The 24134-nt window shown below is 36.5% G+C and carries 21 protein-coding genes and 1 riboswitch; of the genes, 16 read left to right on the plus strand and 5 right to left on the minus strand.

Translation table 11 applies throughout. From position 1 onward, the window contains the following. Positions 1-70 precede the first annotated feature (70 nt). The 10 genes from BAQ49_RS23130 to BAQ49_RS23175 all read left to right on the plus strand — a co-directional run bounded on the left by BAQ49_RS23130 (position 71) and on the right by BAQ49_RS23175 (position 10827). Positions 71-307: a YiaA/YiaB family inner membrane protein gene (locus tag BAQ49_RS23130; RefSeq protein ID WP_001254393.1), complete on the plus strand. Its 237-nt coding sequence runs from the start codon at positions 71-73 to the stop codon at positions 305-307. A gap of 141 nt (positions 308-448) precedes the next feature. Continuing rightward, a complete protein-coding gene (gene gatC, locus BAQ49_RS23135; protein ID WP_000086999.1) occupies positions 449-739 on the plus strand; it encodes an Asp-tRNA(Asn)/Glu-tRNA(Gln) amidotransferase subunit GatC in 291 nt (96 codons plus the stop codon). Positions 740-753: 14 nt separating this feature from the next. Then, complete coding sequence (gatA, locus tag BAQ49_RS23140) at positions 754-2211, plus strand: Asp-tRNA(Asn)/Glu-tRNA(Gln) amidotransferase subunit GatA (RefSeq protein WP_000051449.1); 1458 nt, start codon at positions 754-756, stop codon at positions 2209-2211. A gap of 14 nt (positions 2212-2225) precedes the next feature. Continuing rightward, positions 2226-3653: an Asp-tRNA(Asn)/Glu-tRNA(Gln) amidotransferase subunit GatB gene (gatB, locus tag BAQ49_RS23145; RefSeq protein WP_071747210.1), complete on the plus strand. Its 1428-nt coding sequence runs from the start codon at positions 2226-2228 to the stop codon at positions 3651-3653. Between the two features lie 510 nt (positions 3654-4163). After that, positions 4164-5069, plus strand: a complete 906-nt coding sequence (locus tag BAQ49_RS23150) for a diacylglycerol kinase (protein WP_000977668.1) — start codon at positions 4164-4166, stop codon at positions 5067-5069. Between the two features lie 194 nt (positions 5070-5263). After that, positions 5264-6010 (plus strand): HAD family hydrolase, encoded by a 747-nt coding sequence (locus BAQ49_RS23155; RefSeq protein ID WP_071747211.1) that lies wholly within the window; start codon positions 5264-5266, stop codon positions 6008-6010. Positions 6011-6164: 154 nt separating this feature from the next. Beyond that, positions 6165-7529, plus strand: coding sequence for a 4-aminobutyrate--2-oxoglutarate transaminase (gabT, locus tag BAQ49_RS23160; protein WP_071747212.1), 1365 nt, complete (start codon positions 6165-6167; stop codon positions 7527-7529). A gap of 115 nt (positions 7530-7644) precedes the next feature. Beyond that, the gene (locus BAQ49_RS23165) at positions 7645-9012 is read left to right on the plus strand and encodes a sigma-54 interaction domain-containing protein (protein ID WP_071747213.1); all 1368 of its coding nucleotides are present in this window, start codon (positions 7645-7647) and stop codon (positions 9010-9012) included. After that, the gene (gene gabD, locus BAQ49_RS23170; RefSeq protein WP_071747214.1) at positions 9005-10456 is read left to right on the plus strand and encodes an NADP-dependent succinate-semialdehyde dehydrogenase; all 1452 of its coding nucleotides are present in this window, start codon (positions 9005-9007) and stop codon (positions 10454-10456) included. Before BAQ49_RS23165 ends, gabD begins: the two co-directional genes overlap by 8 nt. A gap of 47 nt (positions 10457-10503) precedes the next feature. Further along, positions 10504-10827, plus strand: a complete 324-nt coding sequence (locus tag BAQ49_RS23175; protein WP_071747215.1) for a DMT family transporter — start codon at positions 10504-10506, stop codon at positions 10825-10827. Positions 10828-10958: 131 nt separating this feature from the next. Here BAQ49_RS23175 and BAQ49_RS23180 read toward each other — a convergent pair whose 3' ends face one another. Together BAQ49_RS23180 and BAQ49_RS23185 are read right to left on the minus strand one after the other, a co-directional pair. Beyond that, positions 10959-12188, minus strand: a complete 1230-nt coding sequence (locus BAQ49_RS23180) for an aminopeptidase (RefSeq protein WP_071747216.1) — start codon at positions 12186-12188, stop codon at positions 10959-10961. Between the two features lie 116 nt (positions 12189-12304). After that, positions 12305-13387: a polysaccharide deacetylase family protein gene (locus BAQ49_RS23185; protein WP_071747217.1), complete on the minus strand. Its 1083-nt coding sequence runs from the start codon at positions 13385-13387 to the stop codon at positions 12305-12307. A 540-nt stretch (positions 13388-13927) separates the two neighbouring features. Here BAQ49_RS23185 and BAQ49_RS23190 point away from each other — a divergent pair. Then, positions 13928-14635 carry a hypothetical protein gene (locus BAQ49_RS23190; protein WP_071747218.1) on the plus strand — a complete coding sequence of 236 codons (708 nt, stop codon included), beginning with the start codon at positions 13928-13930 and terminating at the stop codon, positions 14633-14635. A 47-nt stretch (positions 14636-14682) separates the two neighbouring features. On the opposite strand, the gene BAQ49_RS23195 is transcribed toward BAQ49_RS23190, so the two are convergent. After that, positions 14683-15879, minus strand: a complete 1197-nt coding sequence (locus tag BAQ49_RS23195) for a NupC/NupG family nucleoside CNT transporter (protein WP_071747219.1) — start codon at positions 15877-15879, stop codon at positions 14683-14685. Between the two features lie 202 nt (positions 15880-16081). Beyond that, a riboswitch (purine riboswitch) is annotated at positions 16082-16183 on the minus strand. Positions 16184-16304: 121 nt separating this feature from the next. Between BAQ49_RS23195 and rlmD the strand changes: the two genes are divergently transcribed. The 3 genes from rlmD to BAQ49_RS23210 all read left to right on the plus strand — a co-directional run bounded on the left by rlmD (position 16305) and on the right by BAQ49_RS23210 (position 21174). Continuing rightward, positions 16305-17681 carry a 23S rRNA (uracil(1939)-C(5))-methyltransferase RlmD gene (gene rlmD, locus BAQ49_RS23200; RefSeq protein ID WP_071747220.1) on the plus strand — a complete coding sequence of 459 codons (1377 nt, stop codon included), beginning with the start codon at positions 16305-16307 and terminating at the stop codon, positions 17679-17681. A gap of 161 nt (positions 17682-17842) precedes the next feature. Continuing rightward, positions 17843-18832, plus strand: coding sequence for a tRNA dihydrouridine synthase (locus BAQ49_RS23205; RefSeq protein WP_071747221.1), 990 nt, complete (start codon positions 17843-17845; stop codon positions 18830-18832). A 323-nt stretch (positions 18833-19155) separates the two neighbouring features. Beyond that, positions 19156-21174 (plus strand): GAF domain-containing sensor histidine kinase, encoded by a 2019-nt coding sequence (locus tag BAQ49_RS23210; RefSeq protein ID WP_071747222.1) that lies wholly within the window; start codon positions 19156-19158, stop codon positions 21172-21174. 98 nt (positions 21175-21272) lie between these two features. On the opposite strand, the gene BAQ49_RS33755 is transcribed toward BAQ49_RS23210, so the two are convergent. Continuing rightward, entirely contained in the window at positions 21273-21455 is a 183-nt protein-coding gene (locus BAQ49_RS33755; protein WP_244159138.1) for a hypothetical protein, read from the minus strand. Positions 21456-21860: 405 nt separating this feature from the next. Between BAQ49_RS33755 and BAQ49_RS23215 the strand changes: the two genes are divergently transcribed. Together BAQ49_RS23215 and BAQ49_RS23220 are read left to right on the plus strand one after the other, a co-directional pair. Next, positions 21861-22379, plus strand: coding sequence for a YehS family protein (locus tag BAQ49_RS23215; protein WP_071747223.1), 519 nt, complete (start codon positions 21861-21863; stop codon positions 22377-22379). 95 nt (positions 22380-22474) lie between these two features. After that, entirely contained in the window at positions 22475-23182 is a 708-nt protein-coding gene (locus BAQ49_RS23220) for a M48 family metallopeptidase (protein WP_071747224.1), read from the plus strand. A 252-nt stretch (positions 23183-23434) separates the two neighbouring features. Here the strand turns inward: BAQ49_RS23220 and BAQ49_RS23225 are convergent, their stop codons facing one another. Further along, on the minus strand, positions 23435-24130 hold the full coding sequence (locus BAQ49_RS23225; protein ID WP_071747225.1) for an N-acetyltransferase: 696 nt from the start codon (positions 24128-24130) through the stop codon (positions 23435-23437). Positions 24131-24134 lie beyond the last annotated feature (4 nt).

A 24134-nucleotide genomic window follows, 5' to 3' on the forward strand; every position in this document is an offset into this window, starting at 1 on the left:
TTTACATAAAAATCCATCATGATAAATATATTTATCTATAATGGGTGTACAGCCAACGAGGGGGAGAACGATGAGAAGACGAAATACGCAAGCGTTCACGTTTTTAGCATGGACTTCATTTGTTTGCGCGCTTTCAGGTATGCTAATTGGGATTTATACGTTAGATGAAACGCTTAGTGTAAAAGGATACTATTTAATTGGAACATTATTTTTAACGATGTCTTGTTTTGTATTACAAAAAACAATTCGTGACAATGAAGAGGATAACGAGAGATTTCCGAAAAATAAACCGTTAGATAAAGAGTAAATCGTAAAGAAAGGCATTTGCCTTTCTTTTTTTATGTAAAAATACCGTAAGTACCGTGTGTTGACTTGCTTGAAGTACTGAAAATTTGGTATCATCAATAGTATTGTAGATTGAACGATATATTATGGAGGTGGCCTAGCCGTGTCAAGAATTTCCGTTGAGAATGTAAAGCACGTAGCACATTTAGCACGTCTTGCAATTACTGATCAAGAAGCAGAAAAATTTCAAAAACAACTAGATGCAATTGTTACATTTGCAGAACAGTTAAATGAATTAGATACAACTGATGTAAAACCAACAACTCACGTATTAACTATGAAAAATGTTATGCGTGAAGATGTACCAGAAAAAGGTTTACCAGTAGAAGAAGTATTAAAAAATGCACCGGATCACAAAGATAATCAAATCCGTGTTCCAGCAGTATTAGAATAGAGGAGGGAATTTCGATGTCATTATTTGATCATTCGGTATCAGAGTTACATAAGAAGTTAAACAACAAAGAAATTTCCGTTACGGATTTAGTAGAAGAATCTTACAAACGTATTGCGGATGTTGAAGATAACGTAAAAGCTTTTCTTACATTAGATGAAGAAAATGCACGCGCGAAAGCGAAAGAATTAGATGCAAAGATTGGTGCTGAAGATAATGGTTTATTATTCGGTATGCCAATCGGTGTAAAAGATAACATTGTAACTAACGGTCTTCGTACAACTTGTGCGAGCAAAATGTTAGCAAACTTCGATCCAATTTACGATGCGACAGTTGTACAAAAGCTAAAAGCTGCTGACACAGTTACAATCGGTAAGTTAAATATGGACGAGTTCGCAATGGGTTCTTCAAATGAAAACTCAGGTTTCTATGCTACGAAAAACCCATGGAACTTAGATTACGTTCCAGGCGGATCTAGTGGTGGTTCTGCAGCAGCTGTAGCAGCAGGAGAAGTATTATTCTCTCTAGGTTCTGATACGGGTGGTTCTATCCGTCAGCCAGCTGCATATTGCGGCGTTGTAGGTTTAAAACCAACTTATGGACGCGTATCTCGTTACGGATTAGTAGCATTCGCATCTTCACTTGACCAAATCGGACCGATTACACGTACAGTAGAAGACAATGCATACCTATTACAAGCTATTTCAGGTATTGACCGCATGGACGCAACTTCTGCAAACGTTGAAGTAGGAAACTACTTAGCTGGTTTAACAGGCGACGTTAAAGGTTTACGCATTGCTGTACCGAAAGAATACTTAGGCGAAGGTGTTGGCGAAGAAGCTCGTGAGTCAGTACTAGCTGCATTAAAAGTGTTAGAAGGTATGGGCGCAACTTGGGAGGAAGTATCTCTTCCGCACTCTAAATACGCTCTAGCAACGTATTACTTATTATCTTCTTCTGAAGCATCAGCTAACCTTTCACGCTTTGATGGTGTACGTTACGGTGTTCGTTCTGATAATGTAAATAACTTATTAGATCTTTACAAAAACACACGTAGCGAAGGTTTCGGAGATGAAGTAAAACGCCGTATTATGCTTGGTACATTTGCACTTAGCTCTGGTTACTATGATGCATATTACAAAAAAGCACAACAAGTACGTACATTAATTAAAAATGACTTTGAAAATGTATTTGCTAACTATGATGTTATTATTGGACCGACAACGCCAACTCCGGCATTTAAAGTGGGCGAAAAAGTGGACGATCCAATGACAATGTATGCAAATGACATTTTAACAATCCCAGTAAACTTAGCGGGTGTTCCAGCGATTTCTGTTCCATGTGGATTCGGTGCTAACAACATGCCACTTGGTCTACAAATCATTGGTAAACACTTCGATGAAGCGACAATTTACCGCGTTGCACATGCGTTTGAGCAAGCAACAGACTATCATACAAAAAAAGCAAGTCTGTAAGGAGGCGAGCATAGATGAATTTAGAAACAATTATTGGTTTAGAGGTTCACGTTGAGTTAAAAACAAATTCGAAAATTTTCTCTGCGAGTCCAACAGAATTCGGAGCGGAGCCAAATACACAAACAAGTGTAATTGACTTAGGATACCCAGGGGTACTTCCTACTTTAAATAAAGAAGCAGTTAACTTTGCAATGAAAGCTGCAATGGCATTAAACTGTGAAATCGCAACGGAAACGAAGTTCGACCGTAAAAACTATTTCTACCCAGATAATCCGAAAGCTTACCAAATCTCTCAATTTGATAAGCCAATTGGTGAAAATGGTTGGATTGAAATCGAAGTAGACGGTAAAAAGAAACGTATCGGTATTACACGTCTTCATTTAGAAGAAGATGCTGGTAAATCAACGCATACAGCTGATGGTTCATTAGTAGACTACAACCGTCAAGGTATGCCTTTAATCGAGATCGTATCTGAGCCAGATATGCGTACTCCAGAAGAAGCATATGCGTACTTAGAGAAGTTAAAATCAATCATTCAATATACAGGTGTATCTGATTGTAAGATGGAAGAAGGTTCTCTTCGTTGTGATGCGAATATTTCACTTCGTCCAGTTGGACAAGAGAAGTTCGGTACAAAAGCAGAACTGAAAAACTTAAACTCTTTCACTTACGTGCAAAAAGGTCTTGAGCATGAGCAAGTGCGCCAAGAGAAAGAATTATTATCTGGTGGTATCATCCAACAAGAAACACGTCGTTATGATGAAGCAACGAAGAAAACAATCTTAATGCGTATAAAAGAAGGATCTGACGATTACCGTTACTTCCCAGAGCCAGACTTAGTTGAACTTTACATCGACGATGAGTGGAAAGAGAAAGTACGTGCTTCGATTCCAGAACTTCCAGATGCACGTAAAGCTCGCTATGTTGAAGAAATTGGCTTGCCGGCTTATGATGCACACGTATTAACATTAACGAAAGAAATGTCTGATTTCTTTGAAGCAACTGTTGCAGACGGTGCTGATGCGAAATTAACATCAAACTGGTTAATGGGTGAAGTGCTTGCATACTTAAACAAACAACAAAAAGAATTAAAAGACGTTGCATTAACGCCTGCTGGTTTATCTAAAATGGTTCAATTAATTGAAAAAGGTACAATTTCTTCTAAAATCGCGAAGAAAGTATTTAACGAATTAATTGAAAAAGGTGGAGACCCAGAAGAAATCGTTAAAGCGAAAGGTCTTGTTCAAATTTCTGACGAAGGTACACTTCGTAAAGTTGTAACAGAAATTCTTGATAATAATGAGCAATCTATCGAAGACTTTAAAAACGGTAAAGACCGTGCAATTGGCTTCTTAGTTGGTCAAATTATGAAAGCGACAAAAGGACAAGCCAACCCACCACTTGTTAACAAAATCTTACTTGAAGAGATTAATAAGCGATAAAAATAAAAGAGGAATTCTTATTTTTGAGCGCTAAAATAGTATAGATTTTTAAAGATTAAACAGAAAAAACACCCGTATTTGGGTGTTTTTTCTGAGTTAATCAAACGTTTGTTTAAATGGTGAAAAATATTTTAAATAAACGTTTGATTAACTGTCAAAAGTGAAAAAATGTTTGTATAGCAACTATGGTATGATAGTTGCAAAAAGGTGGGAATAATGATAAATCTAGACATAGAGGTTTTTTTCATCTCATGAAATAATAGATAATTATTATTCGTTATATGTAAATTGATGTGAGGAAATAGATGGACATAAATTTTTTTTGTAAAATAAAACAAAACCATTGAAATGAATATTTACTTTTGATGGGCTACACGAATCGGGTTCTTACTGCCTGTTTGAGCGGGATAAAAGAAGGATAGGAAGATGAGAGGAGGTAGGCATGGGAATACTGAATAGAAGTTCGGTATGTTCTTTTTCGATACATAAAGAAATTTCCTGTGCTAATAAATGATGAAGCGAGCAAGGATTATTTATAACCCTACTTCTGGACGTGAGCTATTTAAGAAGAGCTTACCAGAAGTATTACAAAAATTAGAACAAGCTGGATATGAAGCGTCTTGTCATGCGACAACTGGTCCTGGAGATGCGACTGTGGCAGCGAGGCAAGCTGCGGATCGTAAGTTTGATGTTGTTATCGCAGCTGGTGGTGACGGTACGTTAAATGAAGTGGTGAACGGTTTAGTAGGACATGAACATCGTCCAAAGTTTGGAATTATTCCAGTTGGAACGACAAATGATTTTGCGCGTGCGATTGGTGTACCTCGTGCTATTGAAGAGGCTGCGGATATTATTTGTGAAGGGAAAACAGTTCCGTTAGATCTTGGTAGAGCGAATGATACATATTTCATTAATATTGCTGGTGGCGGCCGTATTACAGAATTAACATATGAAGTGCCAAGTAAGCTGAAAACGGTATTAGGTCAACTTGCTTACTATTTAAAAGGAATCGAAATGTTACCATCATTACATCCAACATATGTTGAAATCGAGTATGATGGGAAGTTACTACAAGAAGAAATTACGATGTTTTTAATTACAAATACTCGTTCAGTTGGTGGATTTGAAAAGGTAGCACCATATGCGTCTATTAACGATGGGTTATTTGATTTATTAGTGCTGAAAAAAGGTTCTATCGCTGATTTAATTAAAGCAGCAACACAAGCGCAGCGAGGGGAACATATTAACAATCCAAAAGTGCTATATACACAAGCGAATCGAATTAAAGTGCATTCACCAGATAAATTAATGATTAATTTAGATGGTGAATATGGTGGAGATGCACCGATGGAATTCGAAAATATATATCATTGTCTGGAACTATTTGTTCCAGAACACCAAGAGGATGCCCTGTAAAGGCATCTTTTTTTTGCTTTTACCTCACTATTTGCGAGTAATAAGATTCTCCCGCTGATTAAAGTTTCACTTTATGCAGGTGAATTGTAAATTGGAAGTTAGTTTGATTTTTATGGTATTTTTACAATCCGTTTATTTTATATCCATATTTTATTGATACACTAGAAGAGATAAGAAATGAGAGGTAGGGTGCTATGGAGAAGGTAAAAGCAATACTATTTGATAAAGATGGGACATTAATGGATTTTCATTCAATTTGGATAAAAGTAGCTGAAGAGCTTGTAGCTGAATGTATAAATTTATATCAATTACCAGAATCAATGCAGCAGGTTATATTAAAAGAGATTGGCGTAGACGGAGCAGTTGTTCATCCGCGTAGTGCGCTAGCAGCTGGAACGAGCCTTGATGTAGCGAAGGGGATTTGTAAGTATATCGTATCATCTAGAGAAGAAGAGATGCATGAATGGGTAAGTGAAAAGTTGTTTTCTCTTATGTATGAGTATCGAGAACATATGAGGATGACGGCAGATTTACCAAAAGTTTTACAAGCATTAAAGGATAGAGGGCTTATTTTAGGTGTCGTCACAGCTGATGATTTTGCACCGACAGAATTATTTTTAAAGCAGTATCAATTGGAACCCTTTTTTGATTGTGTCATAGCCTCAGATACTTTTCCGGCACAGAAACCAGATAAAAGAATTATAGAATCGTTTTGTGAGAGATTTAATTTAGAAACATGTGAAGTAGCGGTCGTCGGGGATACACCGACGGATTTACATTTAGCGAAAAATGGTGGCGACTGCTATGCCATTGGTGTACTATCTGGTACGGGTGATCGTCAAACGTTAGAACCACTTGCAGATTTAGTGTTACAATCTGTTGAAGGTTTAATTTCTCATTCAGGTGAGTTTATTTGGAAACAAGGAAAGTCTAATGTATAAACGAACAAGTCTATAAAGACTCTTTATGAGTCTATATAGACTTGTTTTTTATGCTGAGATATTAAGAGGATGGGATGAATACTAGAAAGGGGAAGTTGGCATACATCTTGCAATATAAAGAGAAAACATTGTATAGAAAAGGATGGGGTACACAATGAACACAAAAAAATTTGCTAAAGTAAATGAACAAATTCCAGGACCGAAAGCAGCGTCTTTATTAGAACGCCGCCAAAATATAGTACCAAAAGGAGTAAGTAATGGTATTCCAACATTCGTACAGTCTGCAGATGGAGCTCTTGTAACAGATGTTGATGGTAATCAGTACATTGATTTTGCAGGAGCAATAGGGACGATTAACGTAGGACATTGTCATCCAGCTGTTAAAGAAGCACTTCATAAACAAGTAGATCAATATATTCATACGGGATTTAATGTCATGATGTATGAGCCATATATTGAATTAGCGGAAAAGCTTGCTGTATTAGCGCCAGGAAGTTTTGATAAACAAGTCCTGTTTTTAAATAGTGGTGCAGAAGCAGTTGAGAATGCGGTGAAAATCGCTCGTAAATATACGAAGAGACCTGGGATTATCGCATTTTCTAAAGGGTTTCATGGGCGTACATTAATGACAATGACGATGACAAGTAAAGTAAAACCATATAAATTTGGATTTGGTCCATTCGCTCCAGAAGTTTATAAGGCACCATTCCCATATGAATACCGTCGTCCAGAAGGGTTAACAGAAGAGCAGTATGATGATTTTATCATTGAAGAGTTTAAGAACTTCTTCATATCAGAAGTAGCACCAGAAACAATTGCAGCCGTTGTGATGGAACCTGTTCAAGGGGAAGGTGGATTTATCGTTCCAAGTAAGAAATTTGTTCAAGAAGTACGCAGTATTTGTTCAGAGCACGGTATTTTATTTGTAGCGGATGAAATTCAAACAGGCTTTAGTCGTACCGGAAAATACTTTGCAATTGATCATTATGATGTCGTTCCGGATTTAATTACAGTATCTAAATCACTAGGTGCTGGTGTACCGATTAGTGGTGTTATTGGCCGTAAAGAAATTATGAATGAGTCTGCACCGGGAGAGCTGGGAGGAACGTATGCAGGAAGCCCACTAGGATGTGCGGCTGCATTAGCTGTGCTTGATGTAATTGAAAAAGAGAAATTAAATGATAGAGCGATAGAATTAGGAAAAGTCGTAATGAACCGATTTGAAGAGATGAAAAATAAATATAATTGCATTGGTGATGTGCGTGGCTTAGGGGCAATGTGTGCATTTGAGCTCGTTCAAGATCGTAAGACGAAAGCGCCTGACAAAACATTGGCAGCTAATTTATGTGCGGAAGCAAATAAACGGGGATTACTTCTACTATCAGCAGGAACATATGGAAATGTTATTCGCGTGTTAATGCCATTAGTTATTACAGATGAGCAGCTAGAGGAAGGTTTAACAATAATTGAAGAATCATTGCAAGCTTGTTATGAGCAAGCAAACATCGCTCGTGTTTAAAAACTGAATTATAAATCGCAAACATTCTAGCTTACTCTATATAAAATGCAGAAAATTCACTTTATAATAAAGGTAGTAAAGTGAATCGATGGATATGAAGTAGGGAGTGGCTAGGATGGTTGCAGAAAAGGAACGAGTGTTGATGGATTTACAAGATGTATTTGAATATGCATTTGACGAAATTTTTGTTACAGATGATAAAGGAATCGTTGTGCGTGTAAATAGTATGTGTGAAAGACATTACCAACTCTCTGCTAAGGAATTAGTAGGAAAGCATGTAAAAGAACTACAGAAAGAAGGAATTTTTTATCCGTCTGCAACATTAGAAGTAATTGAAAAGAAAAGGCCAGTTGAACTTGTTCAAACAACAAAATCAGGAGAGTATTTGCATGTTCGTACAAGACCTGTTTTTGATGATGAAGGAAATTTAAGAAGAGTGATTAGTTATTCTCGTGATCTTACAGAACTCTATCAATTACGTCAAAAGGTAGAGGAGATGGATAATCAGTTAAAAACATATAAAAAAGAATTAAGAGAAACATATGAACACGAAGGTCTTATTTTTAAAAGTAGCGCTATGCAAAAAATAGTCGAAACAATAAAAAAAGTATCTGTAGTAGATAGTACAGTTCTCGTTTTAGGTGAGACTGGAGTGGGTAAAAGCCGATTAGTACGTCATTTGCATGAAGTAAGTCACCGGAAGAATGAAAATTTCTATGAAATTAATTGTGCGGCATTACCGACAAATTTAATTGAATCAGAGCTTTTTGGATATTCAGGTGGTTCTTTCACAGGTGCAAATCGTGAAGGGAAAAAGGGGCTATTAGAATCAGCGCATAAAGGAACTCTTTTCTTAGATGAAATTGGTGAAATGCCGCTTGAAATTCAAGCGAAGCTTTTGCAAGTATTGCAAGAAAAAACGTTTCGTCCTATAGGCGGAAGAGAGTTAAAAAAGGTGGACGTTAGAATTGTAGCGGCAACAAATAGAGATTTAAGTACGATGGTGAAACAAGGAACATTCCGGAAAGATTTATACTATCGTCTGAATGTCATTCCAATTTCAATTCCGCCACTTCGGGAGAGAACAGAAGACATTTTGCCGCTCATTTATCATTATTTACAGCATTTTAATAAAAAGTACGGACGTGATGTGAAGTTAGCTCCTAGTACGTTGCAAATGTTTGTAGGGTACCCTTGGGAAGGAAATAATAGAGAGATTGAAAATGTAATTGAACGAATTGTTATCACTGCTGATGATTTTGTAACGGTAGAAGATTTGCCACTATCTATGCAAGAGGCAACAGTTGAACAATCCGGACAAAGTCTTTATAGAATGCTGGAAGAGGTAGAGAGAAATATTATTCTTAAAGCGTATAAAACGTATGGATCAAGTTATAAAGTGGCTGAGTTTTTGCAAATAAGTCAATCTGCTGCTACTAGGAAAATTAAGAAGTTTATAGAGGAGGAAGAAAACATTGGATAAAAAAGCGACGTTCGTAAACTTAGAGAAAAAAGCGATGTATATAAATGGTGAGTGGATTACACTGCAAGAACAAATCGAAGTAAATAATCCAGCGACAAAGGAAGTATTTGCAACGGTACCAAAGGGCGGGATTACAGAGGCAAAGCAAGCAGTTGATGCTGCACATGAGGCTTTTAAATTATGGTCAAAATTAACGGCAGCGGATCGTGCAGTAAAGTTAAAAAAGTGGTTCACACTCATTGATGAAAATAAAGAAGAAATTGCAGCAATCATGACGAGAGAGCAAGGGAAGCCGTTTGCAGAAGCACTTGGTGAAGTGAATTATGCAAATAGTTTTGTTGAATGGTACGCAGAAGAAGGAAAGAGAATATACGGTGAAATGATTCCTGCTTCTCATCCGAATAAGCGCATTTTAGTTATGAAGCAACCAGTTGGGGTTATGGCAGCTATTACACCGTGGAACTTCCCAGCCGCTATGATTACGAGAAAGGTAGCACCGGCGCTTGCAGCAGGTTGTACGGCAGTTGTGAAACCAGCGAGTCAAACGCCATTAACTGCATTGAAATTAGTTGAATTAGCACATGAAGCAGACATTCCAAAAGGTGTAATAAATATTGTAACAGGTAGTGCAAAAGCAATTGCTGATACGTGGATGGAAGATGAGCGTGTCCGAAAAGTTTCCTTTACAGGATCAACTGAAATTGGGAAAGAATTAATGGCTAGCGCTGCACAAACGATGAAAAAGGTTTCACTTGAGTTAGGTGGTCATGCTCCATTTATTGTTATGAATGATGCTGATTTAGATAAGGCGGTAGAAGCGGTAATCGGTTCGAAATTCCGTAACGCAGGACAAACGTGTATATGTACAAACCGCGTCTTCGTTCAAGAAGAAGTGTACGCGGAATTTGCAGGAAAGTTCACAAAAGCTGTAGAGCAGCTTAAAGTTGGAGACGGATTCGGCGAAGGAACAACTGTAGGGCCACTTATTGATGCGAATGCAATTTCGAAAGTACAAGAACATATTGAAGATGCAATTCAAAAGGGTGGAGAAGTTTTATACGGTGGCCATAAATTTACAGAGTTAGATGGATATTTCATTCAGCCGACAGTAATTGGGTTGGCAAATGACACGATGCTTTGTATGAATGAAGAAACATTTGGACCGGTTGCACCAGTTGCGAAATTTAAAACGGTTGAAGAAGTAATCGAACGTGCAAATAATACACCATATGGCTTGGCTGCTTATATTTTCACAAGAGATATTAGTCAGGCATTCCAAATTAGCGAAGCATTAGAGTACGGAATTATCGGCTTAAATGATGGACTTCCATCAGTTGCACAGGCACCATTTGGTGGCTTTAAAGAAAGTGGTATCGGCCGTGAAGGAGGCCATTTCGGTATCGAGGAATATTTAGAAATTAAATATATTTCGTTAGGGCTATAAGTAGTATACTAGAATCTCTATAAGGTAACAGAGAAGGAGATTCTAGTATGATATATTGGCTATTATTACTCGTAACAATTATTTTTGAAGTAGCTGGAACGATTGCGATGAAATTATCGAACGGTTTAACAAAGCTTGTTCCAAGTGTCCTTATTTTCGTTTTTTATGGTATTTGCTTCAGTATCTTTGCTATCGTTGTAAAGAAGATTAACTTAAGTATTGCTTATGCGATCTGGTCCGGCCTAGGGACACTACTTATTACAATTATTAGTGTGTACTTCTTTAAAGAGCATATTAACTTATTCCAAGCGTGTTGTATTCTCTTTATTGTTCTAGGAGTAATTGGACTTAAGGTGTCATCGGCATCATGAAAGCTATCTTTTGTAGAAGATAGCTTTTTTCTTTGTCACAATTTATATCAGCGATTTTTGAAATATATTGATGTGCCGGAAAAAACGACATAATAAGAGGAGGCTGCCCATTGGGGTAGCCTCCTCTTATATTAAAACGCCCAGTTACCTTTACGGAAAATCGGCTCATGTCTTCCATCAGCTGTAATACCGTCGATATCAAGCTCAGCTGATCCGATCATGAAGTCGTTGTGTGTAATACTAGCGTTTGCACCATTTTCAGCAAGTTCTTCTTTAGACATTGTTTTTCCGCCAACTAAGTTAAATGCATAAGCGCTTCCGATTGCAAGGTGGCAAGATGCGTTTTCATCAAATAGCGTATTGTAGAATAAAATATTTGTGTTTGAAATTGGTGAGTCATGAGGCACTAAAGCTACTTCTCCTAAGAAGTGAGAGCCTTCATCTGTTTCTACTAAATGTTTTAAAGCTTCTTCACCAGATTCAGCTTTGTAGTCTACGATACGTCCGTTTTCAAATGTTAACGTGAAGTGATCGATAATGTTACCTGCAAATGCTAACGGTTTTGTGCTAGACACTTGGCCGTTCACACCTGTTTTAAGTGGCATTGTAAATACTTCTTCAGTTGGGATATTAGCCATAAATGGTACGTTCTTTTCATTTAGGCTACCAGCACCAGCCCATATATGCTTTTCTGGAAGTTCGATCGTTAAGTCTGTTCCAGGACCTGTATAATGAAGAGCTTTATAATGCTTTTCGTTTAAGTAATCAACTTTTGTATGTAGCGTTTCATCATGTTCTTTCCATGCTTCCACAGGATTCTCTAAATCAGCGCGAGTAGCTTTGAAGATAGCATCCCATAGTTTAGCTTCTTGTTCCTCTGGTGCTACATCAGGGAATACTTTCGCAGCCCATTCTTTCGTAGGAACAGAAATAACACACCAGCTTACTTTGTCCGCTTGTACGTAATCACGGTATACTTTCATCGCTTCACCGGCTACTTTATGAGCAGTTGCGATACGTGTTGCTTCTACACCTTTTAATAAATCAGGATTTTCTGCATAAATAGACATAAATGCAGCGCCTTCTTTTGCTAATTCTTCACGAGCATGCGCTTTCCAAGAAGGAAATTCAGAGAAAGCTTCTTCAGGAGCTAGATCGAACTTTAAGCGTGTTAACGTCTCATCATTCCAATCAACATATACGTGTTTTGCACCAGATTTATATGCTTTTTCTGTAACGATGCGTACAAACTGTACAGCCTCAAGAGGTGCACTAATTGATAAAGTTTGTCCGGGTTGAATATTAACACCAACATTGACTGCAAGAGCAGCATATTTCTCTAACGTTTGTTCAAATGACATATGTATAATCTCCTTTAGTTTGAAAGATTTCTTACTATATATAATACAAGAAAATTCTAAAAATATATATAAATATAAAGTAAAAAGAGAGCTCAAAATGTATTGAGCTCTCACATTTATTTAATGGAAGAGGCGAATTGCTCCACAGTAGTTGTGTGGTGTATACGGACACGTTTCATTTTTAACAACTCATCCGGTTCACCTTTCGTAATGAATTGTCCAGGCTTCGTTGTCGTTGCAAATTGATAGTATTTCTTTGTTTCGGCGACAACTTTATCGTCTACATGACCGAATGGATAAGCAATTGCGATAACAGGCTTACCTGTTATTTTTTCGAGCTTCTCTTTCGATCCTTTTAATTCTTCTTCATAGTTTGTAATTTTCGGCAAGTCTGCATGTGTTGCTGTGTGAGATTGTACAGAGAAAATGCCGGAACCAACCATTTCTTTTATTTCAGATGTAGAAAGAGCTCCTTCTACATCAACATTATCAACAATCATATATTCTGTTGCCGCTGGTTTAAATGTATCGTCTTTTAGTTTTTGTAAAACATGAAACGCATTCATATTATTTTTCATACCGTCATCAAATGTAACGAAAATCGGCTTGTTTACTTTATTAATATCGCCCCAGCGTTCAAACGTTAACAATGTATAACCATTTTCTTTTAAATATTTCATTTGTGCTTCAAAGTTAGCTGGAGATACGAATAAATCTTTAATACCTTGTCCGTGGTAATCATCAATTGCATGATACATAAGAACAGGAATTTTTTGCTCGAAAGTTATAGTAGACTTTGTAAGCGGAATAGTTTTCCCATCCTCTTTTATCCCTAATGCTTCAATTTGATATTCCCCACGTTTTCCTTCAAATTCCTTTATATCAAAAGGAATAGTGAATTGTTTCTCCTTTTCCTTAGAAGAAAAAGATTTAGTATTTTCTTTTCCATCAGCAGTGCGCCAAATTTTATATTGTACTTCGGTTAAAGAATCCTTTATGTCCGTAATATGAATATTTACGTTTGTAGATTCGTGCGTAATTGGATTATAAGAAATTTTACCTTGTTCTTGCACGGTCTCTTCTTGTTTCTTAACTTCTTGAACCTTTTTCTCTTTTTTAGGTTCTGGACTTACATTGCTAGTACTACATCCTGCTAGAATGGCAGATGTACATAAAGCAATTGCTGCGTATTTTTTCATGAAATCACCTTCTATTGTGTATTATGGTGCATGCTTACATTAAAATCCCCACCGCTATAAGAGTGGTGGGGATATACCCTTGTTCATCATATCATTTGAAGAAAATGAGGGGAATATGATTTTTAGGAGGAGCTATTAGAGCGAAAGATTAGTGACCTTGAATAGAGGTATTCTTTCGTTTCTTATTAGAATTGATAATAATATAACCGACTACAAAAATAAGAGGAATAATGAAGACATAGATCGGCATTCCCCATACATAATAACTTTTCATGCTTAAAACTAGTAAATGTAAGAAGTCGAAAAGAGCGTGGGCTTTCATAGTATCCTCCAATGTGTTTTTTACAAATTATAACATTTTACATTTGTAATTTGTATATTTTGGTAAATGATTTAAGCTAATTTTAAAGTAAGAGGAAGGTTTATTAATATGCAATTTTGCATATTTAGAGTAGTTTCTATTAAAATATCAGGATTTTAAACTATAATAAGAAACGCTATAAATGAAAGTAATACTGATGTACGGAGTGGAGAACAGAAATGAAATATAAAAAAATAGTATATATTCTGCTCATATCGTTATTCATAGTCGGTTGTCAAAGTGAAGTGAGTAAGGCGAATAGTGTGGAAGAGTATATTCCAAAGCATCTGATGAACGCGGAAGTTACGGCGGATATTATGACGATTGAGATGGATCGTGATACCCGTAAAAAAGTAGAGGTTATTACTAAAAAAATGAGTGATCATGTAAAAAATGATAAAGAGTGGTATGTAAACTACATATCGGGGCATATAGATAAGCAGGTGAAGCCTTATCATCCGAATTTTGGTGTTACGGAAGAAGAATATAATTTTTTTAGGAACGCTGTTGAGAATAGTAGTTTATCTAATACAAGTGATGGGAAGCTGCAATTTAAACAAAAAAGTAACCATGAGATAGAAATTGTTTCAAGTAAAAATCTAGAGCTATTTCAGCATATAGTAATTGATACAGAGAAAAATATAATAAAAACTTCTTTTGGAGAATGTCAGTATGTTGGAGAAATAAAACCATCTTCAGAAAAAAGAATATTAGGTCCATTGAATGGAAAGCAATGGATGTTACAAAAAGAAGATTTAATCTATTTATTTTCCTTAGGTAAGCTTGAAGGAGAGGATAAATCTATTATTGATATTTCAGTAAAAGGTATACACGAAGGAAAACTTATTAGTAAAGAGGAAGTAGTTGAATTTCGTTCAGTTTCATAAAGAATCCAAAAAAATCACCTTACTTAAACAAGTAAGGTGATTTTTTATTAAATAAACAATCCAGCGATTGTCGCAGATAAAATAGACGCAAGTGTTGATGCAAATAGCATTTTCCAACCGAATTTTGATACGATGCTTCCTTGCTTTTCAGAAAGGGCACGGATTGTACCAACGATTGCCCCAATTTGGCTAATACTTGCGAAGCTAATTAAGAATACAGTAACGATTCCAACTGTACGTGGGTCTAATGTTGCAGCAGCGCCTTTTAAATCAAGGATTGCTACGAATTCATTTAAGACAATCTTCGTACCCATAATACCACCAGCTGGGATAATATCATGAACTGGGATACCCATTAAGAATGCGAATGGGGCAAGTATATAACCGAAGATTTGTTGTAAAGTAACAGCATATCCCATTGCACCTGAAGCAGCGCTAATTACGTAGTTTACAACTTCCATAACACCGATAAAGGCGATCATTAATGCGGCAACGATACCAGCTACTTTTAAACCATCAAGCGCACCGTTAATCATTGCACCGATAAAGCTGTCTCCGAATAGAGTTCTATCAAATTTTTGAATCACTTCATCTTCTTTTTTCGTATCAACTGGTGTTAATAACGAACAAACGATTAAGCTTGAGAATAAGTTTAGTGGAAGAGCTGCTAGTACATATTTCGCATCTAACATCATTACGTATGATGCTGTAACAGAAGCAGAAACTGAACTCATCGCAGAACAACAAATGATAAACATACGGTTTTTATTAAAATGCTGTAAATCGTTTTTAATAACGATTAACGCTTCACTTGAACCGAAGAATACAGAGTTTACTGCGTGGAATGATTCAACACGTGGTAAACCAGTAATTTTTGAAAGTGCACCGCCGATAACGCGAACGATGAATGGTAAAACACCTAAATAACTAAAGATAGAAAGTAGTGCTGAGAAAAATACGATAATTAATAATACATTTAAGAAAAAGACAAAATCTCTTTGAATTCCATTAAAGAGAAAATCGACACCTGTCGTACCAAGTTTAATTAGTTTGTTGAAAACTTTACCAATGAAAACAATGATTTGTTGACCAATCTTTGTGCCAAACATAAACCAACCGATTAAAATTTGAAAACCAATCATAATAGCAATTGCACGGAAGTTGATTTTACTTTTGTTGTTTGACAAAGCAAAACATAAACCTAAAACGACAAGAATGCCGATAATGCTCATTACATATTGCATGTAGTTGCCCCTTTCAGAAGTTCGTATAAAGTTTGTACATAAAACGCTCGTTATATTACTAAAAATAAAACAAAGAGGTTTTATGTCATACGTAAGATGTCTGACCTTTTAGAAAAATGAAAATAAAAAAAGACCCATATGGATTCACTTTCATCTATGAGAGAAAGCTAATCAATATGAGTCCTTTTTTGCGCATAGGCTAATATTCATTAGTTTTCCCCATAGTCCAGCAATTTAAGGTTGCCGGGTAGAAACTCTCGATCCATATTATCAAGTATATATGAGGTAACATCGTCCGTATTAAATTAGTAGTAGCGTAACATTACTAGAGAACTATCGTCAATAGCTTTTTTTCTTCCAATAGAAATAGACCATATAAGTATGATAAAATGTAACGCAGTGTTATGAAAAAGAGAGGTCGGAAAATGAGTACAAAAATGACGCCACCAGTTGAAAAAAACGAGTTTATAGATGTAGTATTTGAAGATTTAACACATGATGGTGCCGGTGTTGCGAAAGTAAAAGGCTATCCTATTTTCGTTAAAAACGGATTACCAGGTGAAGAAGCGCAAATTAAAATTATTAAAGTGAAGAAAAACTTCGCGTTTGGTCGTTTAATGAAGCTTCATCAAGAAAGTCCATATCGTAAAGATGCAGAATGCCCAGTGTACAATGAGTGCGGCGGTTGCCAGCTTCAGCACTTAACATATGAAGGACAATTACAAGCGAAAGAAAAACAAGTACGCGACGTTATGCAGCGCATCGGAGGACTAAACGATGTTCCTGTTCATCCTGTACTTGGTATGAAAAACCCGTGGGTATACCGCAATAAAGCACAAGTACCAATTGGGGAACGTGAAGGCGGACTTGTAGCTGGCTTCTATCGTCAAGGAACGCATGACATCATTAATATGGAATCATGCTTAATTCAGGCGGAAGAAAACGATACATTAATTCAAGAAGTAAAACGTATTTGTGAGAAACATGGTATCTCGGCGTACAACGAAGAGCGTAACAAAGGAACACTTCGCCACGTAATGGCTCGCTACGGACAAGTAACAGGGGAAATTATGCTTGTCTTTATTACACGCACAGCTGAACTACCAAACAAAAAAGCAATCATTGAAGAAATTGCTGCGAAATTCCCAGAAGTAAAATCAATTGTTCAAAACGTAAACCCGAAGCGTACAAACGTAATCTTCGGAGACACAACGACAGTACTGTACGGATCAGAATATATTTATGACTTTATCGGTGACATTAAATTTGCGATTTCGGCACGTTCATTCTATCAAGTAAACCCAGAACAAACGAAAGTACTATACGATAAAACGTTAGAATACGCAAAGTTAGACGGTAACGAAACAGTAATCGATGCCTATTGCGGAATCGGATCAATCTCCTTATTCCTAGCGCAAAAAGCAAAAAAAGTGTACGGCGTTGAAATCGTCCCAGAAGCAATTGAAGACGCAAACCGTAACGCAGCACTAAACAACATGACAAACGCTGAATTTGGCGTAGGAGAAGCAGAAGTAGTCATTCCAAAATGGTACAAAGAAGGCGTAATTGCTGACACAATGGTCGTAGATCCACCGCGTAAAGGCTGTGACGAAGCACTACTAAACACAATCATCGACATGAAGCCAAAACGCGTCGTATACGTATCATGTAACCCAGCAACATTAGCACGTGATTTAAAAGTACTAGAAGAAGGCGGATATAAAACGCAGGAAGTACAACCTGTTGATATGTTCCCGCATACGACTCATGTAGAGTGTGTGGCTTGGCTTAAGTTGGTATAATAAAAAAGCAGTTGATATAGAAAAAATCTATACCATCTGCTTTTTGGTTTATAAAAATACCATTTAGAAACGATTTTAGTTAAAATAAATATTGCTGATTTTCAAAAATTATAAATTGAGAGTTTGAAATTGTATTCATAGTGAGAGGATTTGAATTTGAAATGATAGATAATTTTTGGCGTGATTTACCACGACCATTTTTCGTACTTGCACCAATGGAAGATGTGACAGACGTTGTTTTCCGTCACGTAGTAAGTGAAGCTGGTTGTCCAGATGTATTCTTCACAGAGTTTACAAACTCGGATAGCTATTGTCATCCAGAAGGTATGAAAAGTGTACGTGGTCGTTTAATTTTTACAGAAGATGAACAACCAATTGTGGCACATATTTGGGGAGACAATCCTGAATATTTCCGTCAAATGAGTATTGGCATGGCAGAGCTAGGATTTAAAGGAATCGATATTAATATGGGCTGCCCAGTACCAAATGTAGCATCGAGAGGAAAAGGTAGTGGCCTTATTCTACGTCCAGATGTTGCAGCAGAACTTATTCAAGCAGCAAAAGCGGGCGGACTACCTGTCAGCGTAAAAACACGACTTGGCTTTAAAGAGTTAAGTGAGTGGGAAGATTGGTTAACGCATATTTTCAAACAAGACATTGCGAACCTTTCTATTCATTTACGTACAAGAGAAGAAATGAGCCAAGTAGACGCGCATTGGGAGCTAATTCCAGAAATTAAAAAATTACGTGACCGTATCGCACCAAATACGTTAATAACAATCAATGGAGACATTCCTGACCGTCAAACTGGAATGGAACTTGCCGAAAAATACGGCATTGATGGCGTAATGATCGGACGAGGCATCTTCAAAAATCCATTTGCCTTTGAAAAAGAGCCAAGAGAACATAGTAGTAAAGAACATCTTGATCTTCTAAGACTACAACTTGATCTTCAAGATCAATATGCAGAAGTACTGCCACGCTCAATTACAGGGCTTCATCGCTTCTTCAAAATTTATGTAAAAGGCTTCCCTGGAGCTGCTGAACTACGAAATCAATTGATGAGCACGAAATCGACTGATGAAGTGCGTGCGTTGCTTGATAAGTTTGAGGCTAGTGTTGATAAGGATGGAGATAGTGAAACATTGTAACTTTTGAAAGTTAGCGGGATGGGGGATAGCGATTTAATTAGTGTTTGTTTCATTTTAATTAAGGTGAACCGTATCATAAGTAAGTGATGTATTCTATGTAAAACAAGGGTAAGCAAAGAATACAGGAGAAAATGGTTGGTCTTGATTTTCACTGATATTATCATGTTTATTTTATCCCGCTATTTGCCGGGTAGTAAAACTCCCACCTCAAAATTCAGCTAGTGCAAAGAAGTTAGGTGGGAGTCGTGCTACCCGTAAAAGCCCGATTGGTGAGGGCTGATTAAAGTTTTACTTTATTATGCCTATAATTGGAGGCTATGTGAATGTTAAGTGATCAGACGAGATATTCTAGGCTCGCGAATATAACAAAAATAATAAATACAAAATTAGAACTACGTGAAGTATTGCAGCGTGTAACAATGGCGATATCAGAGGAGATTGTTAGGTGCAACGCTGTTGGAATTTATTTACCCCAGGAAGATGGAACATTTAGAGGGTTTGCAGGAAAACCAGAGACCATAAATGGCGTAACGCTCGATACTCAGGTAATTGATCCTGAAATAGACTTACTGGCAAAAGAGGTTATTGAAACCCAAAAAACCATCTATATCCCTGATACCTCAAAGGATCATCGACCAGATCCGAGACCAGTTGATGCGTTCAAAATTAAATCCTTATTAGCTCTGCCTATCTCATTTGGGCAGGAGTTATTTGGTCTGGTTTTTTTATTTGATTATGGAGCTCCAATGAACTTAACAGATTCAGAAATTCAAAGTGTTGAAGCGTATGTAAATATGGCTGCGGTCGCAATTCAAAACGCAAATAATTTAACACAAAAGGAAAACCTTATTGCCGAGAAGCAGCTGTTACTAAATGTTACCCGTGATTTATCAATGTGTTCCTCGATACAGGAGAGTTTTGATAAATGTTTTTTTTACCTAGGACAGATTTTAGAGAGTAAAAACATGGGCGTCCACCTTTTAGACCCGCTAGACAAAACAACGATTAAAACAACGAAGTTAAGCAAGGACTGCAATTGGACAGAAGCGGATTGGATGGAGAAAAGCTATGAAGCCAAGATCCAAGAGGTTATTCAAACAAAAAATATAGATAGTAAGGGTCTACTGATGATTCCATTGGTTTCAATGGGAGGAGTATTAGGGGTAATCGTCGTTGGCAAAGAGGGAAAAACTCACAATTACGATAATTCCAAAATTCAACTGGCAAAATCTATCGTTGATGCCACAGCTCCTACGTTATCAAACTTGTTATATATGGATCAATTGGAAAGCATGGTGGAAGAGAGAACGAGAGAACTAGCTGCTGCTAATGAAAAAGTTACAAGTGTGATTGAAAGTATTACGGATGGATTCTTTACTTTGAATAATAAATGGGAATTTACGTACGTAAATAAGCATCAATATTTTCCACAAAGAAAAACAGCAAAAGATGTATTAGGCAAGAATGTATGGGAAATTTTCCGGAGTAGCGTCGACACAGTTATGTATAAGGAATTTCATCGTGCAATGTCAGAGCGAACTACAGTTCATTTCGAATTTCTTTCTACCTCTGATGAATATTGGCACGAGGTTATTGCATACCCGTATGATGATGGTATTTGTTGTATTTTTAAAAACATAACGGAAAAAAAGCAATATGAGCAGGAATTGAAAAGGTTATCCAACATAGAGTTAATAGGGCAAATGGCAGCAGGTATCAGTCATGAGATTAGAAATCCAATGACAGCAGTACGGGGATTTTTGCAGTTATTAAAAGAAGAGAACACCTATGAGAAACATAATAAGTACTTTAAATTAATGATTGAAGAACTTGATCGTGCCAATTCTATTATTACTGAATTTCTCTCAATGGGTAATACAAGGAAATCAGATTTGCAGATGTTAGATTTAAATGTAATTATTCACGACATTATTCCTTTAATAAAGGTTGATACGTATAATCAAAATAAATATATTCAAGTTGATACAAATGACATTCCGGAATTACTTTTAAACCGTAATGAGATACGGCAATTATTAATAAACTTATATCGTAATGGCTTAGAAGCGATGAGCACAAGGAAAGTACTAACCATTAGCACTTACAAGGAAGGTCAAAATTGTGTGGTGCTTGCAGTGCGAGATCAAGGAAAAGGTATCAAGCCTGAAGTATTAGAGAAACTGGGTACTCCATTTTATACAACCAAAGATAATGGAACTGGATTGGGGTTAGGCATATGTTATGCCATTGCTGCCCGTCATAATGCAAAAATAGAAATTCAAACAGGATCGGAAGGCACAATCTTTTTTGTTAAATTTAATTATATAAATAATAAACAATAACCTCGTTTAGATTAGTTAAGGTGAACCGTATCACAAATTTAGAGTTGTATAAAAAGAAATGGACTAACCTATATCAGGTTAGTCCATTTTCAAGTGTGTTAATTAATTGTAAATCCCCATCCGTAATTTCGTACGATTATCCCATCCTTTTTTGCTTTATTAATATCATCTTCAAAGGAAGGAGTTATCCTATTGCCAACTAAAATACCTTTTACGGTATTTGATTTTAATTCTTCTTTACATAGTTTGATATCTTTTATAAGCGCGAATTCTTCGACCACATAATATGCGGTTATATAGAGCTTGTTATGTATTGTTTTATGAAAGGATAGAAAATCTCCCTTTTGTACTTTTAAGTATCAGATCCTGACTCTCCATATGTATATTCTGTTAGCATTGGATCCTCATGTCCGAAGTTTCATTCAGCATCTTTATAACCAATTAGATAATTCAATATTGATTCACTCCCATATTAACTCTAGTAGCATTATAATTCGATTGGGCTTAAATGGATAATTCAAAGTGCCTAAACAACATATGTTGCTGTTTTAAAATCATCCCCAAAAGTATATTAATCCACCTAAGACTACAAAACCTCCCCCTAAAATGTTAAAGTAGTAACTTAACGACATTAATTTACACATGCTAAAAGCATTATTATAATCAACATTTCAGGAGGAAAAACAATGGCAATGAGCAACAACGATATATTAAAAAGAGTAAGATATGCTTTAGATATAAGAGATATAGATATGGTGGAAATCTTTAAACTTGGCGGGATGGAAGTAACGAAAGAAGATGTAGTTGATATGCTTACAAAAATAAAGAGAGCGCCGCAACATGAAGTTGAAAATGACGATGTAATCGAAGATGAGTACATACTAACATGCGATATGATGATGTTAGAGGCATTTTTAAATGGATTTATTACTTTAAAAAGAGGAAAGCAAGATCCGAAACCAGGACAACCGGCACCTGTACAGAGCAAGGAGAGTGCCAATAACCTTCTTTTAAAGAAAATGAAAATTGCACTTTCATTAACGAGTGAAGATGTACTTGATATATTAGATAGCGTAGGCGTTACGGTAACAAAAGGAGAGTTAGGCGCTCTGTTAAGAAAAAAAGGCCATAAAAATTACAAAGAGTGTGGCGATAGATACGCAAGGAATTTCATTAAGGGATTAGGTGTAAAGTATAGAGGATAATAAGTTCGTTAAAGCAGTAAATGATATAATAGATAGAGTAGGACGTTCGTATCCTACTCTTTTTTATTTGTAAAAATAATATGCTAGGTGATGAAATGGTACATACATATTTAGGTGAGACAATTAATTTTCATATAACTTATAAGAAGAAAAAGTCCGTGCGTCTTTTTGTAGATTCGTATGGAAATGTGGAAGTGCAGGCTCCAAAAGGTACACCTGTTGAATACTTAGTCCAGTTGCTAGAGGAGAAATGGGATTGGATTCAGAAAACACGTAAGGAAATGCAAGAGAGAGTGCGTGGTCCACAGGAAAAGGCTTATGATCAAGGAGAGGGGTTTCTGTATTTAGGAAACACGTATCCGATACAGATTTCTCAGGATATAAGTATTGAGCAAGACAATGCGATTTTTGAAGGAGATAAGCTCCACATTTATGTGAAAGAGCTTAAGGATGAGAAAATACAGCAAGCTTTAAAACGATTTTACTATAAGCAGTGCAAGGCGTTAGTAGAGAAGAGTATTAAAGCACATCAAAATAACTTTAAAACAAAACCGCGTTCTATTCGTATTACAGATAGTAGCCGTACATGGGGAACTTGTGATTCGAACTTGCAGTTAACGTTTAATTGGAAGCTAGCAATGGCACCACAGCAGGTAATTGACTATGTAGTTGTTCATGAAATGTGTCATATGGTCCATTTAAATCATGATCGATCTTTTTGGCGTCTTGTCGGGAAGATAATGCCTGATTATAAGGAAATGGAAAACTGGTTAGCGTTATCGAGTTGGAAGATGACGGTTTAGTAATGTGGATTATATAGGTTGCGATTATTGTCAATCTTTGTCGGTAAGTCGATATATTTCAAAAATCGCTGATATATTTGAAGTTGTGGTCGACATATTTTAAAAATCGCTGATATATTTGAAGTTGTGGTCGATATATTCAAAAAATCGCTCATATAATTTCATTTACCAAGGTACAGTTCATCAAAAGAGAAGAGGAGGTCGCCATTCAAATTTTTGAATAGGTGACATCCTTTTCTTTTTGTATATAAATTATCGTCCAAACTTCACAATGAAAGTATCGTTTGTTTTCTCCATCTCATACCCGCGATACCCCTCCGAAAGTAACGATTGCTTTTCACTAACATCACTCATCGGAACATCTTTAATATCCGTCCAATTGCTTTCTTTATCCCCGCGCAACTCCTTCACAAAAACATATCGCATACTCCCGCCGTACTTCTCCTTCAGCGCAGCAATCTCCATTCCTTGCGCAAACTTATCTTTTAAACTCGGAATGTTAAAAGGCGCAACTGTGCAGCAAACGTAATCGTATTTGCTGTCTTCTTTTTGTAATTCACCCATTATAACTGCCGCTAATATTTTTTGCATACCATTTCCGCGACAGTTCGGATGAACGTTTGAGATTTCTTGATAGATAACGCGGTGTAGTTCACTTTCTAATAGGCCAATATCAAGCCCTAAATGTTCATCATCGATAGGAGGGACGAGTAGGGCACGAAATGCGATGAGCTCGTTTTCTATAAAGGCACCAATCATCATGCCATTTCCTTCTAGAATGTATTGAAATTCTTCTAGCGAGAGTGGTTGTAAACGACCTTTATCTTCTAGCGCTTCAACTACAACGTTTTGTAATGATAAAATTTGTTCCATATGTTCTAAAGATAGTAATGTAACGTGAAATGGATCGTTGTTTTGTTTTAATGTTCCTTCGTAAAGAATCGTCATGTGT

It is taken from the genome of Bacillus proteolyticus (assembly GCF_001884065.1).
GTDB classification, from domain to species: Bacteria; Bacillota; Bacilli; order Bacillales; family Bacillaceae_G; genus Bacillus_A; species Bacillus_A proteolyticus.

Bases quoted from the DNA above. Each gene is read 5' to 3' on its own strand.
- BAQ49_RS23180 (WP_071747216.1), bottom strand. From the start codon at position 12,188: ATGTCATTTGAACAAACGTTAGAGAAATATGCTGCTCTTGCAGTCAAT.
- BAQ49_RS23155 (WP_071747211.1), top strand. From the start codon at position 5,264: ATGGAGAAGGTAAAAGCAATACTATTTGATAAAGATGGGACATTAATG.
- BAQ49_RS23165 (WP_071747213.1), top strand. From the start codon at position 7,645: ATGGTTGCAGAAAAGGAACGAGTGTTGATGGATTTACAAGATGTATTT.
- BAQ49_RS23175 (WP_071747215.1), top strand. From the start codon at position 10,504: ATGATATATTGGCTATTATTACTCGTAACAATTATTTTTGAAGTAGCT.
- rlmD (WP_071747220.1), top strand. From the start codon at position 16,305: ATGAGTACAAAAATGACGCCACCAGTTGAAAAAAACGAGTTTATAGAT.
- gatB (WP_071747210.1), top strand. From the start codon at position 2,226: ATGAATTTAGAAACAATTATTGGTTTAGAGGTTCACGTTGAGTTAAAA.
- BAQ49_RS23150 (WP_000977668.1), top strand. From the start codon at position 4,164: ATGATGAAGCGAGCAAGGATTATTTATAACCCTACTTCTGGACGTGAG.
- BAQ49_RS23215 (WP_071747223.1), top strand. From the start codon at position 21,861: ATGGCAATGAGCAACAACGATATATTAAAAAGAGTAAGATATGCTTTA.
- gabT (WP_071747212.1), top strand. From the start codon at position 6,165: ATGAACACAAAAAAATTTGCTAAAGTAAATGAACAAATTCCAGGACCG.
- BAQ49_RS23195 (WP_071747219.1), bottom strand. From the start codon at position 15,879: ATGCAATATGTAATGAGCATTATCGGCATTCTTGTCGTTTTAGGTTTA.
- BAQ49_RS23205 (WP_071747221.1), top strand. From the start codon at position 17,843: ATGATAGATAATTTTTGGCGTGATTTACCACGACCATTTTTCGTACTT.
- BAQ49_RS23130 (WP_001254393.1), top strand. From the start codon at position 71: ATGAGAAGACGAAATACGCAAGCGTTCACGTTTTTAGCATGGACTTCA.
- BAQ49_RS23225 (WP_071747225.1), bottom strand. From the start codon at position 24,130: ATGACGATTCTTTACGAAGGAACATTAAAACAAAACAACGATCCATTT.
- BAQ49_RS23210 (WP_071747222.1), top strand. From the start codon at position 19,156: ATGTTAAGTGATCAGACGAGATATTCTAGGCTCGCGAATATAACAAAA.
- BAQ49_RS23220 (WP_071747224.1), top strand. From the start codon at position 22,475: ATGGTACATACATATTTAGGTGAGACAATTAATTTTCATATAACTTAT.
- BAQ49_RS23185 (WP_071747217.1), bottom strand. From the start codon at position 13,387: ATGAAAAAATACGCAGCAATTGCTTTATGTACATCTGCCATTCTAGCA.
- BAQ49_RS23190 (WP_071747218.1), top strand. From the start codon at position 13,928: ATGAAATATAAAAAAATAGTATATATTCTGCTCATATCGTTATTCATA.
- gatA (WP_000051449.1), top strand. From the start codon at position 754: ATGTCATTATTTGATCATTCGGTATCAGAGTTACATAAGAAGTTAAAC.